This window comes from Ureibacillus aquaedulcis (assembly GCF_030418165.1).
Taxonomy (GTDB): Bacteria; Bacillota; Bacilli; order Bacillales_A; family Planococcaceae; genus Ureibacillus; species Ureibacillus aquaedulcis.
In genome coordinates this window covers 1-19,957 of the sequence record NZ_JAUHTQ010000025.1, presented here as the reverse complement: position 1 = coordinate 19,957, position 19,957 = coordinate 1, and the positions used below count along the sequence as shown (strand labels likewise).

The window sequence follows — 19,957 nt, the reverse complement described above, 5'->3', positions numbered from 1 at the left end:
AACCAACACGTTGGTTTGGGCTAACTTTTAATGTGTTACAATGCCTTCAATCCTGATTTCTTTTATCGGCAGGAATAACTCTTCTGTCGCATAATACGTAATGGCTACACGGTCCCCTTCTTGTAAATAAATCGCTAAAGGTGCGTTTTGTGAGCTGACAACAAAGTTTTGACCTGTATTTAGCAGGAATGAAACAATCGTGTAATCCCCGACACGCTCTTTATAGACACGCACAACATCTCCGAAAATTGTCGCTTCTTCTGCATTCGACGTTCCATCGACCGTTCCGCCACCGCGATTTAACGCTGTCTTATATTGCTTCAAGGCTTCGTTCGGTGTTGTACCGTATGCTGAAATCTCGGGATTGGCAGCTGAAACAATGAAGTAGTTTTGCAAGAATCCATTTGAATCCAATACAGGTGCAAGCCAACTTGCTTCCCCATAGAAGTTATAAAGGATAGGCATTTCACCTTGCCACTCTTTTTCAATAAATTTCTTTTCAATAATATCCAATGCCCCTCGTGAATCCATATAGGATTCCTCTAGGTTGCCGGTATAATAGGTTGATTCGCCTGTGCGGGCATCTGTCAATGAATACCCCAACATAGAATCCACGCCTTCTTTCGGGCTTGTAAAGTCTGTGAAGTAATACATTTCTCCGTTTTCGTTGAAGATAGGACTTACATTTGCTTCCGTTCCTTCATCTGAAGGCAGTCTTACATCTTTTTTGCCAAACAGACTATTCCAGAACCCATGGACATACTTCCCGAAGTAGCTATTCTGTAGACTAACCGATTCCGGTGAGACTGCTCCATCGATAAACTCGGGCACTTCATCCAAAGTTAATACTTTAGATTCTCCTGTCGCTGCATCCACCATCACGATTCCTTTTACATCAAAACCATTACGTGCAGAAATAAAGTCTCCATATGAACGAATATAGAAGGGTTTCCCTTCATCGTCCACTTCTAGCTGAGGTTCTCCGTAGAAGATTAATGTAGGATTCTCCAAACGAATATGACGTTCCAGATTTTTATTGAAGTAGGCAGATGGTACATAGGCCATTTCTGCTTTAACAAATTTCGGATTATCTGTTGAATCTGTTGCACTCATTGTAAAGTATCCAGGAGTTGTTTCCCCGTTAAACCATTTGAATAACCCTGAAAATTCCACCGGTGCAATGTAGACATACTGTTCATTGACCTTTTGAATTTGTAAACTTCCAAGCTCATAGTAACTTGTATTCGGAACTTGCCCAAAAGCTTTTTTCATTTTATTCTGTGCAAATCGAGGAGGAACACTAGCTGGTGTTTGTGTTTCATCGAATGGTTCAATCTCTACCTTTTCTTCCATTTTGGCAGATTCATATTTTTCATCTGCATTAAAGAGCGGTGCACAAAGCATAAATGCAAGCAGGATCAAGCTCGCCAAAAACACAAATCCCTTAAAGGTTTGTTCCACTCCTTTGCAAAGAAGTGTACCAAGCAAGGCAATAATCGGTAATACGTATGCAAAAATTGTCCAATGCAAGTCAATCTTTGTAATATAAATAATTGTAAAACCTACGATAAAACTAGCAATTAGAACCAAAATAATTGAATTTATAAGTTGCTTATTCGTAATTTCTCCATTATGCACCTTCTTGGATAGAGGGACAATGAGAAGCGTTGCAATGACTGAGGCTATTAGCGCCATTATTAATGTTTGAGCCATTCGAACCATCCTTTCTTATATATTCTTCTACGGAATAGATAGCTATATAGTTTCATAAATATTAGTCAATTTAGTTTCCTGGATTATTCCGCTATTCGAAGCAAAGTGATACAATATAAGCACTAATTTGTAAGGAGGATTTATATATATGAAAGAACAAGTAATCGAACGATTAATTCGCTATGCCAAAATCGATACTGAGTCAAATCCTGAAAGTTCAACTACTCCATCTACAGAAAAACAATTTGATTTACTTAAGGTACTAAAAGCTGAGCTGGAGGAAATTGGGTTAACAGAAGTTACATTAGATGAAAACGGCTATTTATTCGCTACTTTACCAGCAAATACAGACAAAGAAGTTCCAACGATCGGGTTCTTAGCGCACGTTGATACATCACCTGATTTTTCAGGAAAAAATGTAAATCCTCAGCGTATCGACAATTATGATGGTGGAGATATTCAGTTAAATAATGAACTAATTATGTCTCCCAGCTACTTCCCGAACTTAAAGAATTATGTAGGGCAAACTCTAATTACAACGGATGGCACGACACTTTTAGGTGCTGACGATAAAGCGGGGATTGCAGAAATTATGACAGCCATGGAATATTTGGTGCAACACCCGGAAATCAAACACGGGAAGCTTCGTGTAGCTTTCACACCGGATGAAGAAATTGGCCGCGGTCCGCACAAATTCGATGTAAAAGCTTTTGGTGCCGACTACGCTTATACTATGGATGGCGGTCCATTAGGAGAATTGCAGTTTGAGAGCTTTAATGCAGCAGGCGTTAAAGTGACAACTCGTGGAACAAGTGTACACCCAGGTTCTGCAAAAGGGAAAATGGTCAATGCGATTACACTCGCTATTAAATTCCAGAACTCCATGCCGGCAGATGCTGTACCTGAAAAAACAGAAGGCTACGAAGGTTTCATTCACCTAATGAATTTTAATGGCCATATTGAAGAAGCAAAACTTTCTTATATCATCCGTGACCATGATCGCGAAAAGTTTGAAGCAAAAAAAGCACATTTCCTTGAAGTAGAGAAAATGGTGAAAGAGAGATTCGGCGAGAATTCAATTACTGTTGAGATTGAAGATCAGTACTATAACATGCGCGAAAAAATCGAGCCAGTAAAAGAAATTGTTGACATTGCCTACAAGGCGATGGAAAATTTAGATATCTCCCCAATTGTTGAACCGGTGCGTGGAGGTACTGATGGTTCTCAATTATCGTATATGGGATTACCTACACCTAATATCTTTGCAGGCGGGGAAAACATGCACGGCAAATTTGAATTTGTCTCAGGGGAAACAATGGAGAAAGCAACGGAAGTTATTTTGGAAATTGTCCGGTTATTTGAAGCACAAGGTAAATAATATACACTGCGAAGTAAGAAAGAAAACCTTACTTCGCTCTTTTTAAAAGAGGATATATCTGAATATTAAGTCACCTTAGAGCAAGGAATCCTATTGCGCTTGTGCCAGAGTAAAACTTGGTATGAAAGTAGGTTATTAGATTGAAAGAAATTGCTTTAGGAATAATTGCTAGCATGTTTTTCGCGGTTACATTTATCTTGAACCACTCTATGGAACTAGAGGGCGGAAGTTGGTTATGGAGTGCATCTTTACGCTTTTTCTTTATGCTCCCCTTTCTTCTGATTATTGTGCTCTCTCGTAAAGGATGGAGACCTCTAACAAATGAGATGAAATCCCAGCCATCCAAATGGTTGCTTTGGAGTTTTGTAGGATTTGTTTTATTTTATGGACCACTAACATACGCTGCTGCCTTTGGTCCAGGATGGATTGTTTCGGGAACATGGCAATTCACAATTGTCGCGGGTGTTCTATTGGCTCCATTGTTTGTGACAGTTGTCGGCGATAAAAGCATACGCCAAAAAATCCCTGTTATCTCTTTACTCATCTCCACAGTAATTTTGATAGGTATATTACTAATTCAAGTTCCACAAGCACAATCCGTATCTCTTCAAACGTTGATGCTCGGAATTTTGCCCGTTATTGTTGCAGCCTTTGCCTACCCTTTAGGAAATCGTAAAATGATGGAAGTTTGCGGGGGAAGGTTGGATACCTATCAACGCGTTCTGGGAATGACCATTGCCTCCTTGCCGGCATGGATCATCCTAGCTGTTTTTGCACTATTTACTGTAGGACTTCCCACTACAAACCAAGTCTTTCAGTCCTTAATTGTCGGGGTTAGCTCTGGTGTTATTGCAACGGTATTATTTTTCATCGCAACCGATCGAGTTCGGGATGATCAAGGGAAACTTGCAGCTGTAGAGGCTACCCAATCTACAGAGGTTTTATTTGTTATAATTGGTGAAATGATTTTGCTAAGTGTTCCCCTGCCAGAGCCAGTTGCATTGATCGGCATTGGTGTCATTGTCATCGGTATGTTACTGCATAGCTATCACACGATGCACCTTTCCAAAAATACACACGCAAAAGAAAAAGAGGCCGAGCTTCAACACTGAAGCCAGGCCTTTTCTATGTCAAAACGCTCTAAATAGGGGGGAAGAACGTTTTGACCTACATCTTGGAGAAAAGCTTAGTAGACTAATAAGTCTTTTTATTTATATGATAATGATAATCGTTTTCATTTAGTGTGTCAACAATTTGCAAAACTTTTAGAAAGCTTTTAAGCCCTTATTCTTTAGGATTTTTTAAAGCTTCGACGATATTGAAATTGTTTTATTTGGAAGAAAATATAGCAACCTACACAAAAATCCAATATCGCAATAAATGAAGCGATAGCAACCATGATTGTAAATACATATCCTGCAATCGTCCAGCCAGCTAGAAAACTAATAAGCCCTCCGATTAAACAAAATATCGCAATACATGCATTAAATTTTTGTTGTGTCACATCTTCCGGAATATATTTCTTCCCTTCTTTAATGAAAAACACTCTCGCGACCTTCATAATTGGATTAAAGTTAAATAATATTCCCATCAAATTGGCTATAAGAGGAATAGTTAAGATCCATAAGTTACCTGTAATCCATGTTATGACTACAGAGAGGAAGATTGTCCATTGATTTGTTCTCACTAACGGTCTAGGAATTGAAGGTACTTGTTCCATTTATAAAACCTACTTTTCTTATTAGTTTTATTTATATTATTATGATCATTCATTTTTGTATAGCTAAATTTATAAATCTACATCATTTTTCAAGAAAGTGTTATAGTTAAGGTAAAAAAATGAAGGTGAAATAAATGCCTGCTCTGACTTATGATCAATTACGTGTTCTAAATTCATATGGAGTTTTTACGGAAAATCCCGACCGTCCATTATTTACATTAGAAAACTTGCATAAGGATTTTTATTTGACGGATTTTAGAAATCTAATGATGGGCATCACACAGGCGAGTACGGAAACAGCGGCAATATCTCACTTTAGCAGACGATATGGGATGTTCATGGCGATGCAATTTTATATGCTTTCTATGTACGATGAAATATGGGATGGCAAGAAAGTAGATGTTCGCTTTAGCATGATTAATGAGTTCGGGGTCAATACACTCGGTACATTTATAACCCCCAACGACTACCGCTACGTCGAGGACAATGAACGTGAATATGTAATAAGCAAGCTGCTCTATCAATGCCATGAAGTCTTTTTGCAATTACGAAAAACAACTTCCATCTCTCCACTTATTTTATGGGAGAATCTTTTTGGCTACATGCTCTGGAATTATTACGAACAGCTTGAAAACCCGTTGCTGGCCGATCGCGCATTTGAGGATCTGGAAATCCTGGAGGGGACAAAAGCTTGGCAACTCTTCTCCAACAAGTCATGGTTCTATCAATATACCGGAGGGAAAAACCCTGCCCAAATCGTGAATAAACCTATCAGAAAAAGCTGCTGTTTTTCTAAAGACGTTCCTGGCTTAATGCAATGTGAATTTTGTCCAATGAAATAATGACTTCTATTTTAAAACAAGCCATCTCATTCCCATGAGACAGCTTGTTTTTTTACTTTACCACCAATACAATGGATACTTTCGCTTTGGGTGCAAATTATTAATGATTAGCCCAAAAACAACTATAATAATTGCACCAAATAATATCGGCTGAAACATAAACTCCCAGCTATAGCCACCCATCATAATGATGATAGGATTGCCGCATGCCGGTGGATGAAATGTTCTCGTCATCAGCATACAAAAGATGGTACAGCATAGAGCAAGACTCATCATAACGGGTGATGAGCCAAACAAATTCAATATAGCTATTGCGATGAACGATGCAATAAGATGGCTCCCTATTACATTACGGGGTTGACCCACAGGAGCATTCCAAGCCGTCATTACAAGCATGCTGCTTGCACCAAATGATGCAATGAACCATAAAGAATCCGTATATTTAGTTAACTCAAATATAATAAACATGCAAATAAATACCCCGACTGAGGCAATGGCAGCATCCGGTATGGTTGTACGATTATTGAATGTATTATGTCCTCTCATTTTCTCGAAGACTGGTTTTATAACCTGGTTTTTTATCATCAACTTATCTCCACTAATCTCTCATTCTACTGAAAACTTTTTCTCTCTTTGCTTACACGAAAAAGCTACCTTGCCAGTCGAATTGACCTTAAGGCAGCCTTTAAGCTACTTATTAAAATCGCTCTTGATATTCTATTACCCAATCATCCCCAAGCAGTTTCATGGAAACCCCAACAAAACCTTCTTGCAATAGCTTTTGTTGAGCTCCTACATCACCCATCGAGATTATTGCCTTCTCCTCTTTATACCTTGGTTGATTATGTAAGTCCAAGACAAAAACATAGCGCAACTTTGCACCGTACGCATATTTCAAACTGGCAATATAGAATCCTTGGGAAAATTTATCCTTTAAACTAGCAATATTGTATGGCATCACGGTTGCAGCAACGTAGTCGAATTCAGTTGTATCGATTTGTTCCATTATGATGTTTGCTAATATTTTCTGCAGACCGTGGCCTCGAAATTCTGGATGGACATTCGAAATTTCTTGATAAAGAACACGCTTTAAATCCGACTCGTTTACTAGCCCAATGGCATAGCCTAAATGTTCGGCATCAATCTCCGGAATTAGAACCGCTCGGAAAGCTATGAGCTCATCGGCAACAAATGCCCCAATTATAAGCCCTTGCCCCTCTAAAATATACAAAAATTCTTCTTCCGATAATGGCTGCAATGTATCTTTATTTGGAAGGTCCTCATAAACCACTTCTTGTAATGCCATAAGGCTAGATAAATAGCTGCTATCCAGTACTCTTACTTCAAATGGGCGATCACCTAATACCCCTTTAAAAATTGGACTCACCATCTCCCACCACCTACTCTACTGCATCCGAATATTGAGTAAGTTCAGCAAGCAGTGTTTCATCCACACTTACACCCAAACCTGGACGTTCAGTTAATTGGATGTTCGGGATACAATAGCTTTCCTTTAGATCTCCTGGATCTTTAGAAAACTTAACAGGACCTGTTAATTCCACACTTTTAATGATTTTTTTCGCAAAGGCAACATGGAAACCTGCAGCCGATCCAATCGAAGATTCAACCATTGAACCAATTTGGCATTCGATGCCAGCCATTTCCGCCATATGCGCAAGCTTCATAGCAGGATAGATTCCTCCACACTTCATCAACTTAATATTCACCTTATCAGCAGCACGTTTTGCAACAATCTCACGCATATTATTCATATCGCGAATGCCTTCATCAATCATAAGAGGGATAGTCGATTTTGACTTGATTTCAACCATTGCATCGATATCATCCTGATCAACAGGTTGCTCTAACCAGTCAATTCCTAGAGCCTCCAAGTGGCGGATGGCTTGCAGTGTATTAGCACTATTACCCCAGCCTTGGTTGACATCGACACGGATAGCGATTTCTTCACCAACCCGCTCACGTACGGCATTAATGCGTTTTACATCACCCAACACATCTTGGCCAACTTTCATTTTGAAAGACGTATATCCCTCTTCCACTTTTTGTGCAGCCTCTTGTGCCATTTTTTCAGGCTCATCAATACTAAGAACGTGCGTTACCGGGAATTTTTCGTGGTAACGTCCACCTAGTAACTGATAAACCGGAACGTTTAATTTCTTCCCTGCCACATCAAAACAAGCTATATCGATAGCTGCTTTTGCCGCAGGTGCCCTGTGTACATTTTTATCCATTAATTCGTGGATTTTTTCAAACTCCATGGGGTTTTGTCCAATCATTAAGGGTGCCAGTGTATTTTTTAGCATCGCATAAGTTGAATGAGGAGTTTCTCCTGTAATATGTTCATCCGGAACACTTTCCCCCCAGCCTACCAACCCGCATTCAGTTGTAATCTTAACAATGATCGATTGAATGTTTGGGTAAGTTGCATAGCTAATAATAAATGGTTTAATCAATGGCAGATCTACTGCAAAGATTTCTATTTGCTTGATTTTCATTAGTTTAACTTCCTTCTTTAGCCTATACTAGTTTATTTTTCAACGTGGGCTGCATTGCGTAAGGTTGTGGTTAGCACCTTTGCACCTGTAATTAAAGCTTCCCTTTTAAAGTTCATTTTAGGATGATGGAGGCCAGGTGTTAAATCTGCTCCAATACCAATCATTGCTGCTTTTAGGTTCGGTCTCAGTACGGTATAGTGATGAAAATCATCGCTCCCCGGAGTAGAAAGCGGCTTTTCTAAGTACTCTGCTCCCAATGCTTCAATAATCGACGCATTGGCAATTCGAGTAGCATCTTCAGAAACTTCGGCTCCTGGCGTTTTATCAAGCCAGTCCCATGATAACTCTACACCATACATCTTTCTAATTGCCTCTAGGCCTTCATCTATTCGACTTTGAAGCTCTTCTATTACAGAATTTTTTTGTGCCCGAACATCCATTGAAAAAGTGGCGTTTCCCGGGATTATGTTCGTACTGCCTCCATCAGCAACAATTTTCGTTAACTTCGCACTATAAACCTCGAATGGGTTAATATAGATGTTTTTAAGCATCTGTTGAATGGCGAAGATGACGTCGATTGCGTTTTTTCCTTGATGCGGCCTTGCACCATGGGCATCAGCCCCATGAATCGAGCCATTTAAAAACAGTGCCGCTCCGTGATGAATTGCAGGCGTTACTTTTCCTAAAGGCAATTCCTCTATCGGACGCAGATGCACTCCAAATAAATAGGATACATCATCAATCACGCCATGCTTTACCATTTCAATTGCACCTCCGCCAGTTTCCTCTGCAGGCTGGAAAATAAAGCGGATACGTTTTTTTAATGGTTCATCTTTAAGTTGGAGAAGTGCCCCCAAAACCATGGAGATATTGGCATCATGTCCACAAGAATGGTTCGCACGCATTGTTCCGTCTACTTCTTGCCATAGGGCATCTATATCAGCACGTACCGCAATGACTTCTTCTCCCTGACCTATCTCAGCAACAAGACCAGTTATATCCGAAAGGAATTTATAGTTTATGTTCATCTCATCTAATATGGATGCAATCTTTTTTGTCGTTTCTACTTCTGCCCAACTGATTTCCGGATGAGCATGAAAATGATCAAACCATCCATAAATCACTTCTTCGCAAGTCTTTATTTGACCCATATTTCACACCTCGAATTTATTTTCGCTTTCTCTATTATACATAAGAAAGCATTGGTTATTAACAGCTTCTGCCCATAAAGCAAAATTTAGAAAACAATCGTATGCCTTTTCAAAGGAAAAAACGGCAATCTCCCACATGGATTTGCCGTCATCGTTTTGTTGAGCATTAAATGAAGATATACTCCCTATCAAGAAGGTAACAATAAAATGCCAATTAGTTTCGCTAGTATACGAGAATTAGATACTATACCGAGTCCTAAAAGTTGATCATTACAAACTTGAAAAGAATCCAGGTGGGTATTCTTCATTATTTGCAGGCTCTGTATATTGGAATTCCATTTGTTCCTGTTGTTTATCTAATTCAAGTTCTTCATCTAATAAATAGGTTTCAAACTTAGATAATAATAGGTTTGTCATTATTCAAGCACCTCTTATTTAGAATTTTCAGATATTTTATATCATACACATATCTTTTCTTCAATACAACTCATTTTGAGCAATAATGCAAAAAAAGTATCAAATCAATCTCATTTTGTGATAATTTTTCATTATGTTGAATCGATATTTTCGTCCAAATTACAGGTAACAAAAAGAGGGTGGGACATAACCCGAAAACACCATTTTCCTAGAATAGGAAAATGGTGTTTTCTTGATGTAGCTTAAATTGATTTCCATTGCGGGGACGCTTTCCGGGGGCACGGTTCGAGCCTGTAGTCTCTCACTCGTGCTGTTCCCCCAGGAGTCGTCCCTCTACTCCAATCAATTTATAAAGTATCAATCTTAATATAGAATCTTCCATCATCTAAAGAACTTTCTAATTCTGTCCCAGCCTCATTTCTTCGAATCGGTATTCTATTCTTTTACCGTTATATCGAAGATTCCTTAACAGGTAAGAATAAATTTCGAATGTCCTGCCAATTATGAACTCGTTTAAAATCAGCGCAATGTTCGTTGTAGGGTTGTGAATAGAGGATGCCCTCCCCTGTAAAGGAATGAAGCTGTCTTACATTATCATCAATCAGGAAGTCTGCCTTCACTACTTTTTTGTCCCCACAAAAGATAAAATGCTCCGAGTTTAGGAATGGAAAGTGTTCTAATAGCCATTCATATTTTGCACTAAAACATCCTGGTACATCCATAGCGGCTGTTGCGATGTAGATTTCATAATGCTCGCTTAATTCTTTTAAAACAGGAACTGCATCCGGATCCATTAGTTCAAAGTCACGGAAAAAGTCCGGTTCGTTTATCATTAAAAAGAATTTTTTCACAAGTTCCGGATGTTGCGCTTCCAATTTTGCTATATCAAATTCTTCTTTGGAAATGACAATATTAAAACGCTCCTCACAAGCTCTTGAAGCCTTTCCTAAAAAATCCGCCAATACCTGGTCCATATCCACTGCGATGCTTTTCATTTGCAACCTCCATAAAAATCTGTTTTTAGTATTAAACCATCCTGTCTATTCTTAAACCGACTGTAAAAAACCTCATTGATGACCTTTTAGCGATTAGCCCTTGGCTGTAAGTATGTGCCATACTTCTTGATCCTCATTCAAGAGTTCCATTCTTCTTATAAGTGTAAGAAAGTCAGCAACGAAAAACAATGAAAATCCTAAACCATTTACATAATAAATAATATTTTAACATTACCAGCCAGTTCATATGAAATAAAAAATGTGCTGTGCAAAAGCTAAAGATATTAGCTTAATTACACAGCACATCTATTATTTAGCCGATGTGATAACACCGCATGCAATACGTGCTCCCGAGTTTCCTGCAGGATCTGTTTTGTAATCATCCGGCCCTTCATGGATGATGATAGCACTGCCGTCCCCATCCAAGATCGAGTTTTCCATACCAGGTTCCAGTGTTAAGTTCTTCGCAACAAACTCAACTTGGACTGTTCCATCTTCCTCAGGTGCAATGTTAGGTAAATCGCCTAAGTGAGGCCCTTCTGGATTATCGAAACCATGTTGTTTTTCCAGCGGATTAAAATGGGCACCCGCCGACTCAAATGTTGGTTTTTCACACTTCCCAACTTCATGTATATGAAACCCATGCTCACCTTCTGAAAGCTTTGTTAAACCCAGCGAAACTAATATACCATCCGTGCCTTCCGTTAGCTCCATATGGCCGATTTCATTTCCTTCAGTATCCATAATATTTGCCGCTGCTTTCAAAGCCTCCGGTGCTGCAACTGGTACTTGCTCCTCTTCATCGAACATTCCAAATAAACCACAGCCACTTAAAATAAGTGTCAAACTACTTAATACAATCAAATTTTTCCACATTTTCTTACCCTCCTCTAGGCGAAGTATTGCCATTTAGATAATTAAATATTCCACCATTACCGGAAGATTCCATTTACTCTATTTTAAATGGGAAATTTAATTTACTATTTAATTAAGCCGATATAAAACAAAAGGAGGGATGATTGAATGGAACTAAGTTCATTTATGTCTGCACAAGTGGCACAACTACAGCAAACTGTGCAAATGAGCATCATGAATCAATCGCTTAACATGGGAGTCGCTAGTAGTCTTCAGATGCTAGAGCAACTACCAGAGCAACAAAAGGCTGCTGCGCATCCTCATAAAGGTACAAGGATTGATATTTCTGTCTAAGGCAAAAGCTCTTTGGTAACATACCAAAGAGCTTTATTATTGGGTATTCTTCTAGTTCTCCCGCGATTTCAAGCACCTAATTACCATAGTGCTGGTTTTGCAACCATTAGCCAAAGCATAATAAGCAGGATAAGAATATATTGCCATGTTGCCTTTCTTAGCTTTTTAATGAAAAGCTCTTTGTTGAATTCCTGTGTACCAAATGTTTTTAATGTGGGCTTAAAGGCACGTGCGAGAAACACGATCGAACCAACCATAATCGCGATGGTTAACACAATCCATGAAGTTGTCCAAGTCCACCCACTAGTGATGATAAGTATTATCCCAGAAACAACGAGCACATGCCCTGCATGCTTGATGACTATAATGGCAGATTGAAACGATTGGACCAACCCACTCAATTGCTCCGTATCTGCCGATTCCATTCTTTTTATAATAGGAATAAGTGAGAATAAGGGGCCAATCGATCCCACCGCGCTAACTATATGAATGTATAAAAATAAGGTATGGAACAATCTGATTCACTTCCATTTACTCTAGATGGTTTCAGTATAACACCGAGCTGGCACAATCTATTGAGTAATCATGACAATTTCTTAAAAAATGGTTCCCTTTTCCATGTTATATGCATATCTTATAAATTAACCATTAGCATTTCATTATTTGTAAATACTAAATTAATTATTTGTTAAATGATTGAAATAGGCACCTATTGGGGTATGAATAATTATATGATGCAATTATAGGCATATAAATTATGCTAAAAAACTAGTCGAGGAGTGGTTATTATCGGAATCCATAAATTTTTTACAAGTCTAAATGATTTGGAACGAATTTTCCGTGCCCCTGGTCGTTTCAAATTTGAAGAGCATAATGTTGCTGCTCATTCCTGGAAGGTTTCACAATATGCCATGTTTTTTGCAACTCTTGAAGAAATGCATGGGGCAACAGTTAATTGGAAATCTCTATATGAAAAAACAATCAACCATGACTTTGCTGAAGTATTCATTGGGGACATTAAGACACCAGTAAAGCATGCCAGTTTGGAATTAAAGCAAATGCTGGCCCATGTAGAAGAAAAAATGATGGAGAAATTTATTCGGGAAGAAATACCGCCCGATTTCCAGGATGTCTTCTTCGAGCGAATGAAAGAAGGAAAAGATGAAACAATCGAAGGCCGCCTTCTCGAATTTGCAGACAAACTAGACCAATTTTATGAATCCTTTGCAGAGTTAAAGCGTGGGAATACCGATAAGGAATTCGTCATCATGTATCAGCAAGCCCTTCAGAAGCTTCTGAAGATGCCGCTTGATGTAAGTGTTCGCTACTTCCGAAACGAAATTTTAAATGATGTGATGCACGAGGAAACACAAATTAATATTGCAGCACTGACGAATGAAGTGTTAAATACATCCGAGTGACCTAATAAAGTTTTCCAATTATGGAAGGCTTTTTATTTTATCAAAAAATCAATAGAACCCCGCGACTTCCCATGATTGTTTTTAAACTACTTACTCTCATGCCGTTAAAACACCAATTTAGAATGGTAAAAATCATGATAAATATTTGACTTTTTTATTCGATGGTACTTACTTGCACAACTCTCTGGAATCGTATAATATAACAATAAAGCTGCGTTGTTCGTACACATATTAAGTTTTAACCTTTGAACTGTAAAAGGGAGTTTTATATAGAAGATGAAATGGCGAGCGTCACACTACGGTGAATGATGATATACAGGAAATCTTTTGCGAACACCCACTTTGAGGAGTGGTGGTTTAAAACTTTCTATAATTATTACGGCAAGGCGGCTTTGCCATACATAATGTATAGCAAGGCTAAAAAATCCCCTACCGATTTAGAAGTGACCCCTAAAAGTTAGACACGGTTATTTCATTAGGCAGCGGTTAGCGCATGAGTTCGATATTGTATCGGGCTCATGCCTTTTAATTTTGCCTTAATCCGTTTTGTGTTGTAATAAGTTATGTACTTTTCTAATTCAATTTTAAAATGCTCCACACCTTCAAACTCTTTTATGTAGAGAAACTCAGACTTCATAATCCCGAAGAAATTCTCCATGACAGAATTGTCGTAACAGTTTCCTTTACGAGACATACTTTGTACAATCCCTTTAGACTCTAGCGCTTGACGATATCGCTTCATTTGATAGTGCCATCCCTGATCTGAATGCATCAATAGTTGATGCTCTTCTGGTAGGCGTTCCAAAGCCGTTTCCAACATCTCTGAAACAAGCGAATACGTTGGTCTAGAGCCAATTGTATAGGTAATAATTTCTCCATTAAATAAATCTAAAACAGGTGATAAATAAAGCTTCTCGCCAAATAATTTAAACTCCGTAATATCCGTTACCCATTTCTGATTTGGGGCATCTGCAGTAAAATTACGATTTAAAATATTGGGTGCGATTTTTCCAACAGTCCCTTTATAAGACTTATATTTTTTCATACGTACAATACACTTCAAACCTAGTTCTTTCATAATGCGTTGAACCTTCTTATGATTCACTTTTTGTCCACGATTCACTAGCTCATCACGAATACGGCGGTAACCATAACGGCCTTCATGTTCCTCGTAAATTGCCTTGATTTCAGCTTTTAAATCGGCATCTTGATCTGGACGACTCATCTTTTTTACTAAATCGTAATATGTACTCCGTGCCAGACCGGCAAACTTCACAAGTGCCTTCACCGGATATTTATGCCTTAACTCAAAGACTACTTGCGCTTTGTCATGCTTGGTGATTTTCCCTTGTTTTGAACTAAGGCATCCAACTTTTTTAAGTACTCGTTCTCCATTTCAAGTTGCTTAATACGTGCTTGAAGTGCTTCTGTCGAGCCTTCTTCTGGTGCTTGTTTTGATTGTTTAATTGAATCTTTTTTCATGGATGGACGCCCCTTTTTCTTTGATTGAAGGGCATCTGATCCTTGTGTTTCAAATTGCTTTTTCCAAACAAGAATTGTGGAGGGAGCCGCTATATTAAACATAGCCGCAGTTTCAACAAAGGACGTACCGTGTTCAATCATATAATTTAGTACGTCTAGTTTAAACTGTTGTGTGTAATTTGTATATCGCTTTATAAATGCATCCACACCATTGTATTCATACTGTTTCACCCATTTAAGGATTGCCTTATGATTGGTTCCTAAAGATTTAGCTATATCATATGAACTCTCATTTCCATTTAAGTAACGATTCACTGCTTGTACTTTGTCTTCTGCAGTAAATTTAACCATATAAAAACTGCACCTCCGATTGTTAGATGTGTCTAACAATCGGGGTGCAGTTCATTTCGGTAAGGGATTTTTTATTGGGAAAGTATGTAACCCCAGCCCTTTCACCAACTTAGGACTGAAAAGAATGGAGCGATAATCGTGCATACCGCGAGCATACATACAGCTATTGAACCCATTTTATTTTTTTCTTTCCACAAAAAACGGGAAAAACCCAGCGTATACAGAAAAACACAGATCATGATTGTCCACACAATAAAGTTCAAGCTAATCCCTCATTTCTCCTATGCTTGGCATTTCACTCTGCCTGCCAAAGTTTCCAAACTCTATACTTACTTTTACTTTTACATTCATACTCGGATAGTTTTTCATAAAATCAAATGCCTCATATTCATGAGTCGTTTTAAACTGTTTTCTTGCAGTCAAAGACCACCCAAAGGGCTCTCCCTTAAAGTCTTCCTGTGTCTTTTTGACAAAATGGCTAATCTCCTTGGTCATCTGTTCCTCAAGATACTTTTTTAATTCTTCCCTTTCCGGACTATCCTTGGAGTAATTTTTCATACCATGATTTGCTAAAATATCAACACGTATAGGGATTTCCACATCAATGCTAGGTATAGTTTGTTTAAGGTTCATATTGACCTTGTTTCCTTCTTTTTTCATCACTCTGACACCTAAGCGATAATCCTCATTATTTGGATCAGGGTAAGTAGTCAATAATTCTCCCATATCTAAGGTATCATTTAGAAGAACAGCAATTCGTGTTTCCTTTGCTGTTAATTTTGCAATCATTTCACCTTCCTTGAATAGCGCTGATCCTATTAATTGCGTTTTATTGGTTTCCCCTTCGACTTGGAATTCCCCCGCTAAAAAGTCATCATTTAATATATCTTTCTTATTATCACTTTTTTCCGTCGTACCATAAGGTGCCAAGAATAAATCTGCATCTGCTTCTGTAATTCTGAAAAAGGAATGAAGAGTAGACTTGGGAATAAAACCGGACTCACTTCCAGATTCCATAATTAGTTCAAAGTATTTGTGTATTCTAGTTTCTAATTTTGGCTCATTTTCAATCAAGAATTTGCTGGCATTCTCTTTTGAGACAATGATAGGCGTATCACGAGCTATGTCCCTGGACTTTATGGAATCATATATGAGTCTCAGGAAAAACTTATCTCTAGCCAAATCTTCCGAAACGACTAAAACCGTCAGTAAATTATAAGAAATCTCCTTTGCTACGACAGTATTTGCCAACTTTTTAGCAGTCATTAAATCATTCGTGCTGAATGTCAGTATCTCTTTCCCCGGCTCATTTGTACCGGCTTGTTGTTTCGATAATTCTGGATTTGATATTAAATAAGTAACTTTATATTGCTGGTCTTCTTCTGCTTTATCCAACCCAATCGCCACTACATAAGCTCGTTTATCAATATTTGTTTGATCCCAGCAACCACTTAGCAAGAACAAAAGGAGAAATAGATAGGGAAAACGATATAGTATTTTTATCATTTTTTGTAATCCCCTTTTACTTTCGCGGATACCCATAATAAGAACGGCATTAACAAAAAAATTGGGGTAGTAATATTCAAGAATATTTCCTGATTGGATGTAAAATTAAATACAGGGGTCTCTGGAATTAACCCCAAAAATACAATTATGGTACCCAACGTCGGGATGATATACTCAAAATTCTTGATCTTAAAAATACCCCCGAACAGTAATGCATTTATATATAATAAAAATGAAAATCGCAGGAACGTTGCAATTAACCAAAAGGGGAAAAACATGGATTCCACATTTGTAATGAACCCCAGCTCGATTAAGCGAATGGTTTCATGAAAAGGATAATTCAATAATTTTACGCCATTATAATCAAATAGCATGACGTATGCTATTAGAGCTACTGCGATTTCAACTGTAACAACTAACAATCCCAACCATACCGCTTTTTTATAACTTGACTTATTTTTGACATTGGTTGCAATTAAAGCGATGAGCAAAAACTCGGCAAAAATGGAGGAATTTAAAGCACTCTCCTTCATGATCCTTAATTCACCCTCCCCAAACAGTGGAAAGAGAAAAGCAGTCTCTCCCTTAAAGTAGGCAAGGAGCAATACAATAGCAAGGGAGATTTTAATACTGATAATCGTCACCCACGATGCTGACCCAATATTCTCCAAACCTTTTTTTGCTATATAGACAGCTACCGCTATTAATAATAAATAGATAATCACAATAGGAGTTTTTGTAAAATACATTGTTCCTATAATATCCGTATAAACTGCTGATGTTGAAATAATGGAATTAGTTATCAGAAGCCATAAACCAAATAAAAGAAGCGTACCTATATATTTTCCGAACAGATGATTTGTTACCTCAACCAAATTCATCTCTGGGTACAGTGTCATTACCTTAGTTAAGAAATAAATAGGCAAAAGTGAAATTAAAAAAATTAAAATAATAGCCATCCACGCCGCATTGCCCAAATCATCAAAAAAGATTAGTGGAGTATTATCCGTTAACTTTGTCCCTACTACAAGAATAATAATGGAGAATAACTCCTTGGTCCCTATTTTGCCTTCTGTTTTGTACATCCTTATTCTCCTGATTTTTTTTCTAAGTCTTTTGGTTTCAAATAACCTGGCCTTAAAATTTCGTTGTTAAGCATTCTTCTGAATATAGTATCTTTGGACGAAACATACGTCGGCGTCATGGGAGCTAAATATGGAACTCCAAAAGACTTCATGGATACCATGTAGACGATACCAACCGTAAATAATGCCGTCATTCCGTAAAAGCCAAATAATGCAGCGGAGAATATAAAGAGAAATCTTAGTACTCGGATTGAAAAGTTCATACTAATATCACCGATTGCAAAGGAACTTAACCCACCTAAAGCTACAATAATGACAACGAGAGGGCTAACAATATTTGCTTGTACGGCCGCTTGTCCTAAAATCAAGGCCCCTACTATCCCGATAGTCGGTCCAATCGGACTTGGTACCCGAAGTCCAGCTTCTCTTATTAACTCAAAAGCAATTTCCATGAGTAAAATTTCAACAATAGCCGGAAATGGTACAATCTCCCGAGTCGCAGATATTGCAAGCAGTAAATCAGCTGGAACCATCTCTACATGATAATTCGTTACTGATATATAGAATGCGGAAATAAATAGTGTAATAAATAAAGCTAGCAGGCGCAGTGCCCTTATAAAATTCCCAAAGATAAAGCGAAGGTAATGGTCCTCGGCATTATGGAAAAATGACCAGAATGTTGCCGGCATGATGATAGCTTCTGGAGAATTATCCATTAACAAAACGATATAGCCATTTTCCAGGAATGTAGCTGTTCGATCCGGTCTTTCTGTATACAGGACTGTTGGCAATAGAGATTTTTGTCTTTCTTCAATATATTGTTCTAATACGGCTGCATTTTGAATTGAATCAACATCCAACGAATTTATTCTCTGTCGTACATCGTTAAGTATATCCTCGTTTGCTAAGTCCTTAATATATAGTAGATAAGCTTCATTATTCGTACGCTTCGATACATTTGTTGTTTCAACAACTAAACTTTCATTTTTGATTCTCTTTCGCAGTAATGAAATATTTGAAGTTGCCATTTCATTAAAAGCATCCTTTGATCCCTTAAGGACAACCTCATTTTCTGCCTTTTCAATACCTCTCCCCTCAAACTTGCTTGTAGAAATTGTGTAGGCAGAATCTTCCCCATCAATAAATAGTACTGTATTTCCGCCATTAATCCCCACAACCGCTTCCTCAATCACTTTAACAGTCGTGATCTCCTCAGCCGTAATTATATTATCGACTTGATCCAAGGACTTGCTTTTTAGTAGTGGCCGAATAATATGTTCATCGATTTTTTGGCCATCTGTTATAGTACTTATATAGACAACTATCGCCTTTTTTTGCATTTCTCCAACTGTAAATGGACGTACTTTCACATCGGAATTTTCCGGCAGTGAATAGAGAGAGTTAATGGTATTTAAATTCGTTGTCAAACTTTTATCGATATCCCTTTTTTTAATTGAAATTACATTTTCGGATGTTTGTTCGGTAGCAGCATTCTCCTGCTTTCTATCAGTTGTTTTTACTTTAAAGAACTTCAATTTTAGCAACTCCAGGCTTTTTCCTTATTTTGCTCATGAGAGTGCTATTTATGTATAAAATATTAATATTGACCATATATGAGGAAAAGTGCATATGAAAACCAATTAGAAGGAAAACTCTAATGGTTAAAGATTGCCGAAAAAGAAGAGCATTAGAAGTATTTAGTTTATTTGTCTTATAATCTATCCCTTTATGTCTATATATATTTATTATCTTGCGAGCATCTATTTAGATTATTTTTAATAGAGGGGCGGGTTGAGCTGTCGTAAAACTTTTGTTTCGTTACAGCACAGAGCTTCATGGGAAAACTGCGTTTCATTGTTGTTAAACTCACGGATTTTTGGTGTGGAGATTTGCGTGGCTTATAATTACATTACTTTCTTAATCAATAATTGAAAGAAGCTAGTCATAGTAAATATGATCGTTATTAACAAAAAAATGCCTTAAAGTTATTGGCTAACTTTAAGGCATTTCTCAATATGACCCGTACGGGATTCGAACCCGTGTTACCGCCGTGAAAGGGCGGTGTCTTAACCACTTGACCAACGGGCCGTGGCTCCGAAGGTAGGACTCGAACCTACGACCGATCGGTTAACAGCCGATTGCTCTACCACTGAGCTACTTCGGAATATTCT

The 19,957-nt window shown here is 38.0% G+C and carries 19 protein-coding genes, 2 tRNA genes and 1 other RNA gene; 6 read left to right on the top strand and 16 right to left on the bottom strand.

The genetic code is table 11. The features are described from left to right. Window positions 1-27: 27 nt before the first annotated feature. Window positions 28-1,722 carry a hypothetical protein gene (locus tag QYB95_RS18690; protein WP_425609231.1) on the bottom strand — a complete coding sequence of 565 codons (1,695 nt, stop codon included), beginning with the start codon at window positions 1,720-1,722 and terminating at the stop codon, window positions 28-30. A gap of 139 nt (window positions 1,723-1,861) precedes the next feature. Here QYB95_RS18690 and pepT point away from each other — a divergent pair, with 139 nt between their 5' ends. Then, a complete protein-coding gene (gene pepT, locus QYB95_RS18685; protein ID WP_301139878.1) occupies window positions 1,862-3,091 on the top strand; it encodes a peptidase T in 1,230 nt (409 codons plus the stop codon). Between the two features lie 140 nt (window positions 3,092-3,231). Continuing rightward, the gene (locus tag QYB95_RS18680; RefSeq protein ID WP_301139877.1) at window positions 3,232-4,203 is read left to right on the top strand and encodes a DMT family transporter; all 972 of its coding nucleotides are present in this window, start codon (window positions 3,232-3,234) and stop codon (window positions 4,201-4,203) included. A gap of 179 nt (window positions 4,204-4,382) precedes the next feature. On the opposite strand, the gene QYB95_RS18675 is transcribed toward QYB95_RS18680, so the two are convergent. Further along, on the bottom strand, window positions 4,383-4,811 hold the full coding sequence (locus QYB95_RS18675) for a DUF4395 domain-containing protein (protein WP_301139876.1): 429 nt from the start codon (window positions 4,809-4,811) through the stop codon (window positions 4,383-4,385). A 134-nt stretch (window positions 4,812-4,945) separates the two neighbouring features. Here QYB95_RS18675 and QYB95_RS18670 point away from each other — a divergent pair, with 134 nt between their 5' ends. Further along, entirely contained in the window at window positions 4,946-5,653 is a 708-nt protein-coding gene (locus QYB95_RS18670) for a Fe-S oxidoreductase (RefSeq protein ID WP_301139875.1), read from the top strand. A gap of 57 nt (window positions 5,654-5,710) precedes the next feature. On the opposite strand, the gene QYB95_RS18665 is transcribed toward QYB95_RS18670, so the two are convergent. The 7 genes from QYB95_RS18665 to QYB95_RS18635 form a co-directional block, all read right to left on the bottom strand. Next, window positions 5,711-6,238: an HPP family protein gene (locus QYB95_RS18665; RefSeq protein ID WP_301139874.1), complete on the bottom strand. Its 528-nt coding sequence runs from the start codon at window positions 6,236-6,238 to the stop codon at window positions 5,711-5,713. 112 nt (window positions 6,239-6,350) lie between these two features. Next, a complete protein-coding gene (locus tag QYB95_RS18660) occupies window positions 6,351-7,043 on the bottom strand; it encodes a GNAT family N-acetyltransferase (protein ID WP_425609230.1) in 693 nt (230 codons plus the stop codon). Window positions 7,044-7,053: 10 nt separating this feature from the next. Next, window positions 7,054-8,169: a mandelate racemase/muconate lactonizing enzyme family protein gene (locus QYB95_RS18655; RefSeq protein WP_301139873.1), complete on the bottom strand. Its 1,116-nt coding sequence runs from the start codon at window positions 8,167-8,169 to the stop codon at window positions 7,054-7,056. A 32-nt stretch (window positions 8,170-8,201) separates the two neighbouring features. Next, a complete protein-coding gene (locus QYB95_RS18650; protein WP_301139872.1) occupies window positions 8,202-9,320 on the bottom strand; it encodes an amidohydrolase in 1,119 nt (372 codons plus the stop codon). Window positions 9,321-9,590: 270 nt separating this feature from the next. Then, entirely contained in the window at window positions 9,591-9,737 is a 147-nt protein-coding gene (locus tag QYB95_RS18645) for a hypothetical protein (RefSeq protein ID WP_301139871.1), read from the bottom strand. Between the two features lie 449 nt (window positions 9,738-10,186). Further along, on the bottom strand, window positions 10,187-10,732 hold the full coding sequence (locus QYB95_RS18640) for a 5' nucleotidase, NT5C type (RefSeq protein WP_301139870.1): 546 nt from the start codon (window positions 10,730-10,732) through the stop codon (window positions 10,187-10,189). Between the two features lie 309 nt (window positions 10,733-11,041). Next, a complete protein-coding gene (locus QYB95_RS18635) occupies window positions 11,042-11,608 on the bottom strand; it encodes a superoxide dismutase family protein (protein WP_301139869.1) in 567 nt (188 codons plus the stop codon). Between the two features lie 147 nt (window positions 11,609-11,755). Here QYB95_RS18635 and QYB95_RS18630 point away from each other — a divergent pair, with 147 nt between their 5' ends. Beyond that, entirely contained in the window at window positions 11,756-11,941 is a 186-nt protein-coding gene (locus QYB95_RS18630; protein WP_301139868.1) for a putative motility protein, read from the top strand. Between the two features lie 80 nt (window positions 11,942-12,021). Here QYB95_RS18630 and QYB95_RS18625 read toward each other — a convergent pair whose 3' ends face one another. Then, window positions 12,022-12,456, bottom strand: a complete 435-nt coding sequence (locus QYB95_RS18625) for a hypothetical protein (RefSeq protein WP_345783737.1) — start codon at window positions 12,454-12,456, stop codon at window positions 12,022-12,024. A gap of 264 nt (window positions 12,457-12,720) precedes the next feature. Between QYB95_RS18625 and QYB95_RS18620 the strand changes: the two genes are divergently transcribed. Beyond that, window positions 12,721-13,362 (top strand): YfbR-like 5'-deoxynucleotidase, encoded by a 642-nt coding sequence (locus tag QYB95_RS18620; protein ID WP_301139867.1) that lies wholly within the window; start codon window positions 12,721-12,723, stop codon window positions 13,360-13,362. Window positions 13,363-13,567: 205 nt separating this feature from the next. After that, window positions 13,568-13,759: non-coding RNA, 6S RNA (ssrS, locus tag QYB95_RS18615), on the top strand. Window positions 13,760-13,837: 78 nt separating this feature from the next. Here ssrS and QYB95_RS18610 read toward each other — a convergent pair. The 6 genes from QYB95_RS18610 to QYB95_RS18585 form a co-directional block, all read right to left on the bottom strand. Next, a protein-coding gene (locus QYB95_RS18610; protein ID WP_301139866.1) for an IS3 family transposase occupies window positions 13,838-15,195 on the bottom strand; the annotation gives its coding sequence in 2 pieces (ribosomal slippage) (window positions 13,838-14,730 and window positions 14,730-15,195; 1,359 coding nt in all). A gap of 264 nt (window positions 15,196-15,459) precedes the next feature. Beyond that, on the bottom strand, window positions 15,460-16,701 hold the full coding sequence (locus tag QYB95_RS18605; RefSeq protein WP_301139865.1) for a Ger(x)C family spore germination protein: 1,242 nt from the start codon (window positions 16,699-16,701) through the stop codon (window positions 15,460-15,462). Then, window positions 16,698-17,786, bottom strand: a complete 1,089-nt coding sequence (locus QYB95_RS18600) for a GerAB/ArcD/ProY family transporter (protein ID WP_301139864.1) — start codon at window positions 17,784-17,786, stop codon at window positions 16,698-16,700. Before QYB95_RS18600 ends, QYB95_RS18605 begins: the two co-directional genes overlap by 4 nt. A 2-nt stretch (window positions 17,787-17,788) precedes the next feature. Beyond that, window positions 17,789-19,321 carry a spore germination protein gene (locus QYB95_RS18595; protein ID WP_301139863.1) on the bottom strand — a complete coding sequence of 511 codons (1,533 nt, stop codon included), beginning with the start codon at window positions 19,319-19,321 and terminating at the stop codon, window positions 17,789-17,791. 481 nt (window positions 19,322-19,802) lie between these two features. Continuing rightward, window positions 19,803-19,874, bottom strand: a tRNA-Glu gene (locus QYB95_RS18590). Window position 19,875: 1 nt separating this feature from the next. Further along, window positions 19,876-19,950, bottom strand: a tRNA-Asn gene (locus QYB95_RS18585). Window positions 19,951-19,957: the final 7 nt, after the last annotated feature.

Bases quoted from the DNA above. Each gene is read 5' to 3' on its own strand.
- QYB95_RS18690 (WP_425609231.1), bottom strand. From the start codon at position 1,722: ATGGTTCGAATGGCTCAAACATTAATAATGGCGCTAATAGCCTCAGTC.
- pepT (WP_301139878.1), top strand. From the start codon at position 1,862: ATGAAAGAACAAGTAATCGAACGATTAATTCGCTATGCCAAAATCGAT.
- QYB95_RS18675 (WP_301139876.1), bottom strand. From the start codon at position 4,811: ATGGAACAAGTACCTTCAATTCCTAGACCGTTAGTGAGAACAAATCAA.
- QYB95_RS18670 (WP_301139875.1), top strand. From the start codon at position 4,946: ATGCCTGCTCTGACTTATGATCAATTACGTGTTCTAAATTCATATGGA.
- QYB95_RS18665 (WP_301139874.1), bottom strand. From the start codon at position 6,238: ATGATAAAAAACCAGGTTATAAAACCAGTCTTCGAGAAAATGAGAGGA.
- QYB95_RS18660 (WP_425609230.1), bottom strand. From the start codon at position 7,043: ATGGTGAGTCCAATTTTTAAAGGGGTATTAGGTGATCGCCCATTTGAA.
- QYB95_RS18655 (WP_301139873.1), bottom strand. From the start codon at position 8,169: ATGAAAATCAAGCAAATAGAAATCTTTGCAGTAGATCTGCCATTGATT.
- QYB95_RS18650 (WP_301139872.1), bottom strand. From the start codon at position 9,320: ATGGGTCAAATAAAGACTTGCGAAGAAGTGATTTATGGATGGTTTGAT.
- QYB95_RS18645 (WP_301139871.1), bottom strand. From the start codon at position 9,737: ATGACAAACCTATTATTATCTAAGTTTGAAACCTATTTATTAGATGAA.
- QYB95_RS18640 (WP_301139870.1), bottom strand. From the start codon at position 10,732: ATGAAAAGCATCGCAGTGGATATGGACCAGGTATTGGCGGATTTTTTA.
- QYB95_RS18635 (WP_301139869.1), bottom strand. From the start codon at position 11,608: ATGTGGAAAAATTTGATTGTATTAAGTAGTTTGACACTTATTTTAAGT.
- QYB95_RS18630 (WP_301139868.1), top strand. From the start codon at position 11,756: ATGGAACTAAGTTCATTTATGTCTGCACAAGTGGCACAACTACAGCAA.
- QYB95_RS18605 (WP_301139865.1), bottom strand. From the start codon at position 16,701: ATGATAAAAATACTATATCGTTTTCCCTATCTATTTCTCCTTTTGTTC.
- QYB95_RS18600 (WP_301139864.1), bottom strand. From the start codon at position 17,786: ATGTACAAAACAGAAGGCAAAATAGGGACCAAGGAGTTATTCTCCATT.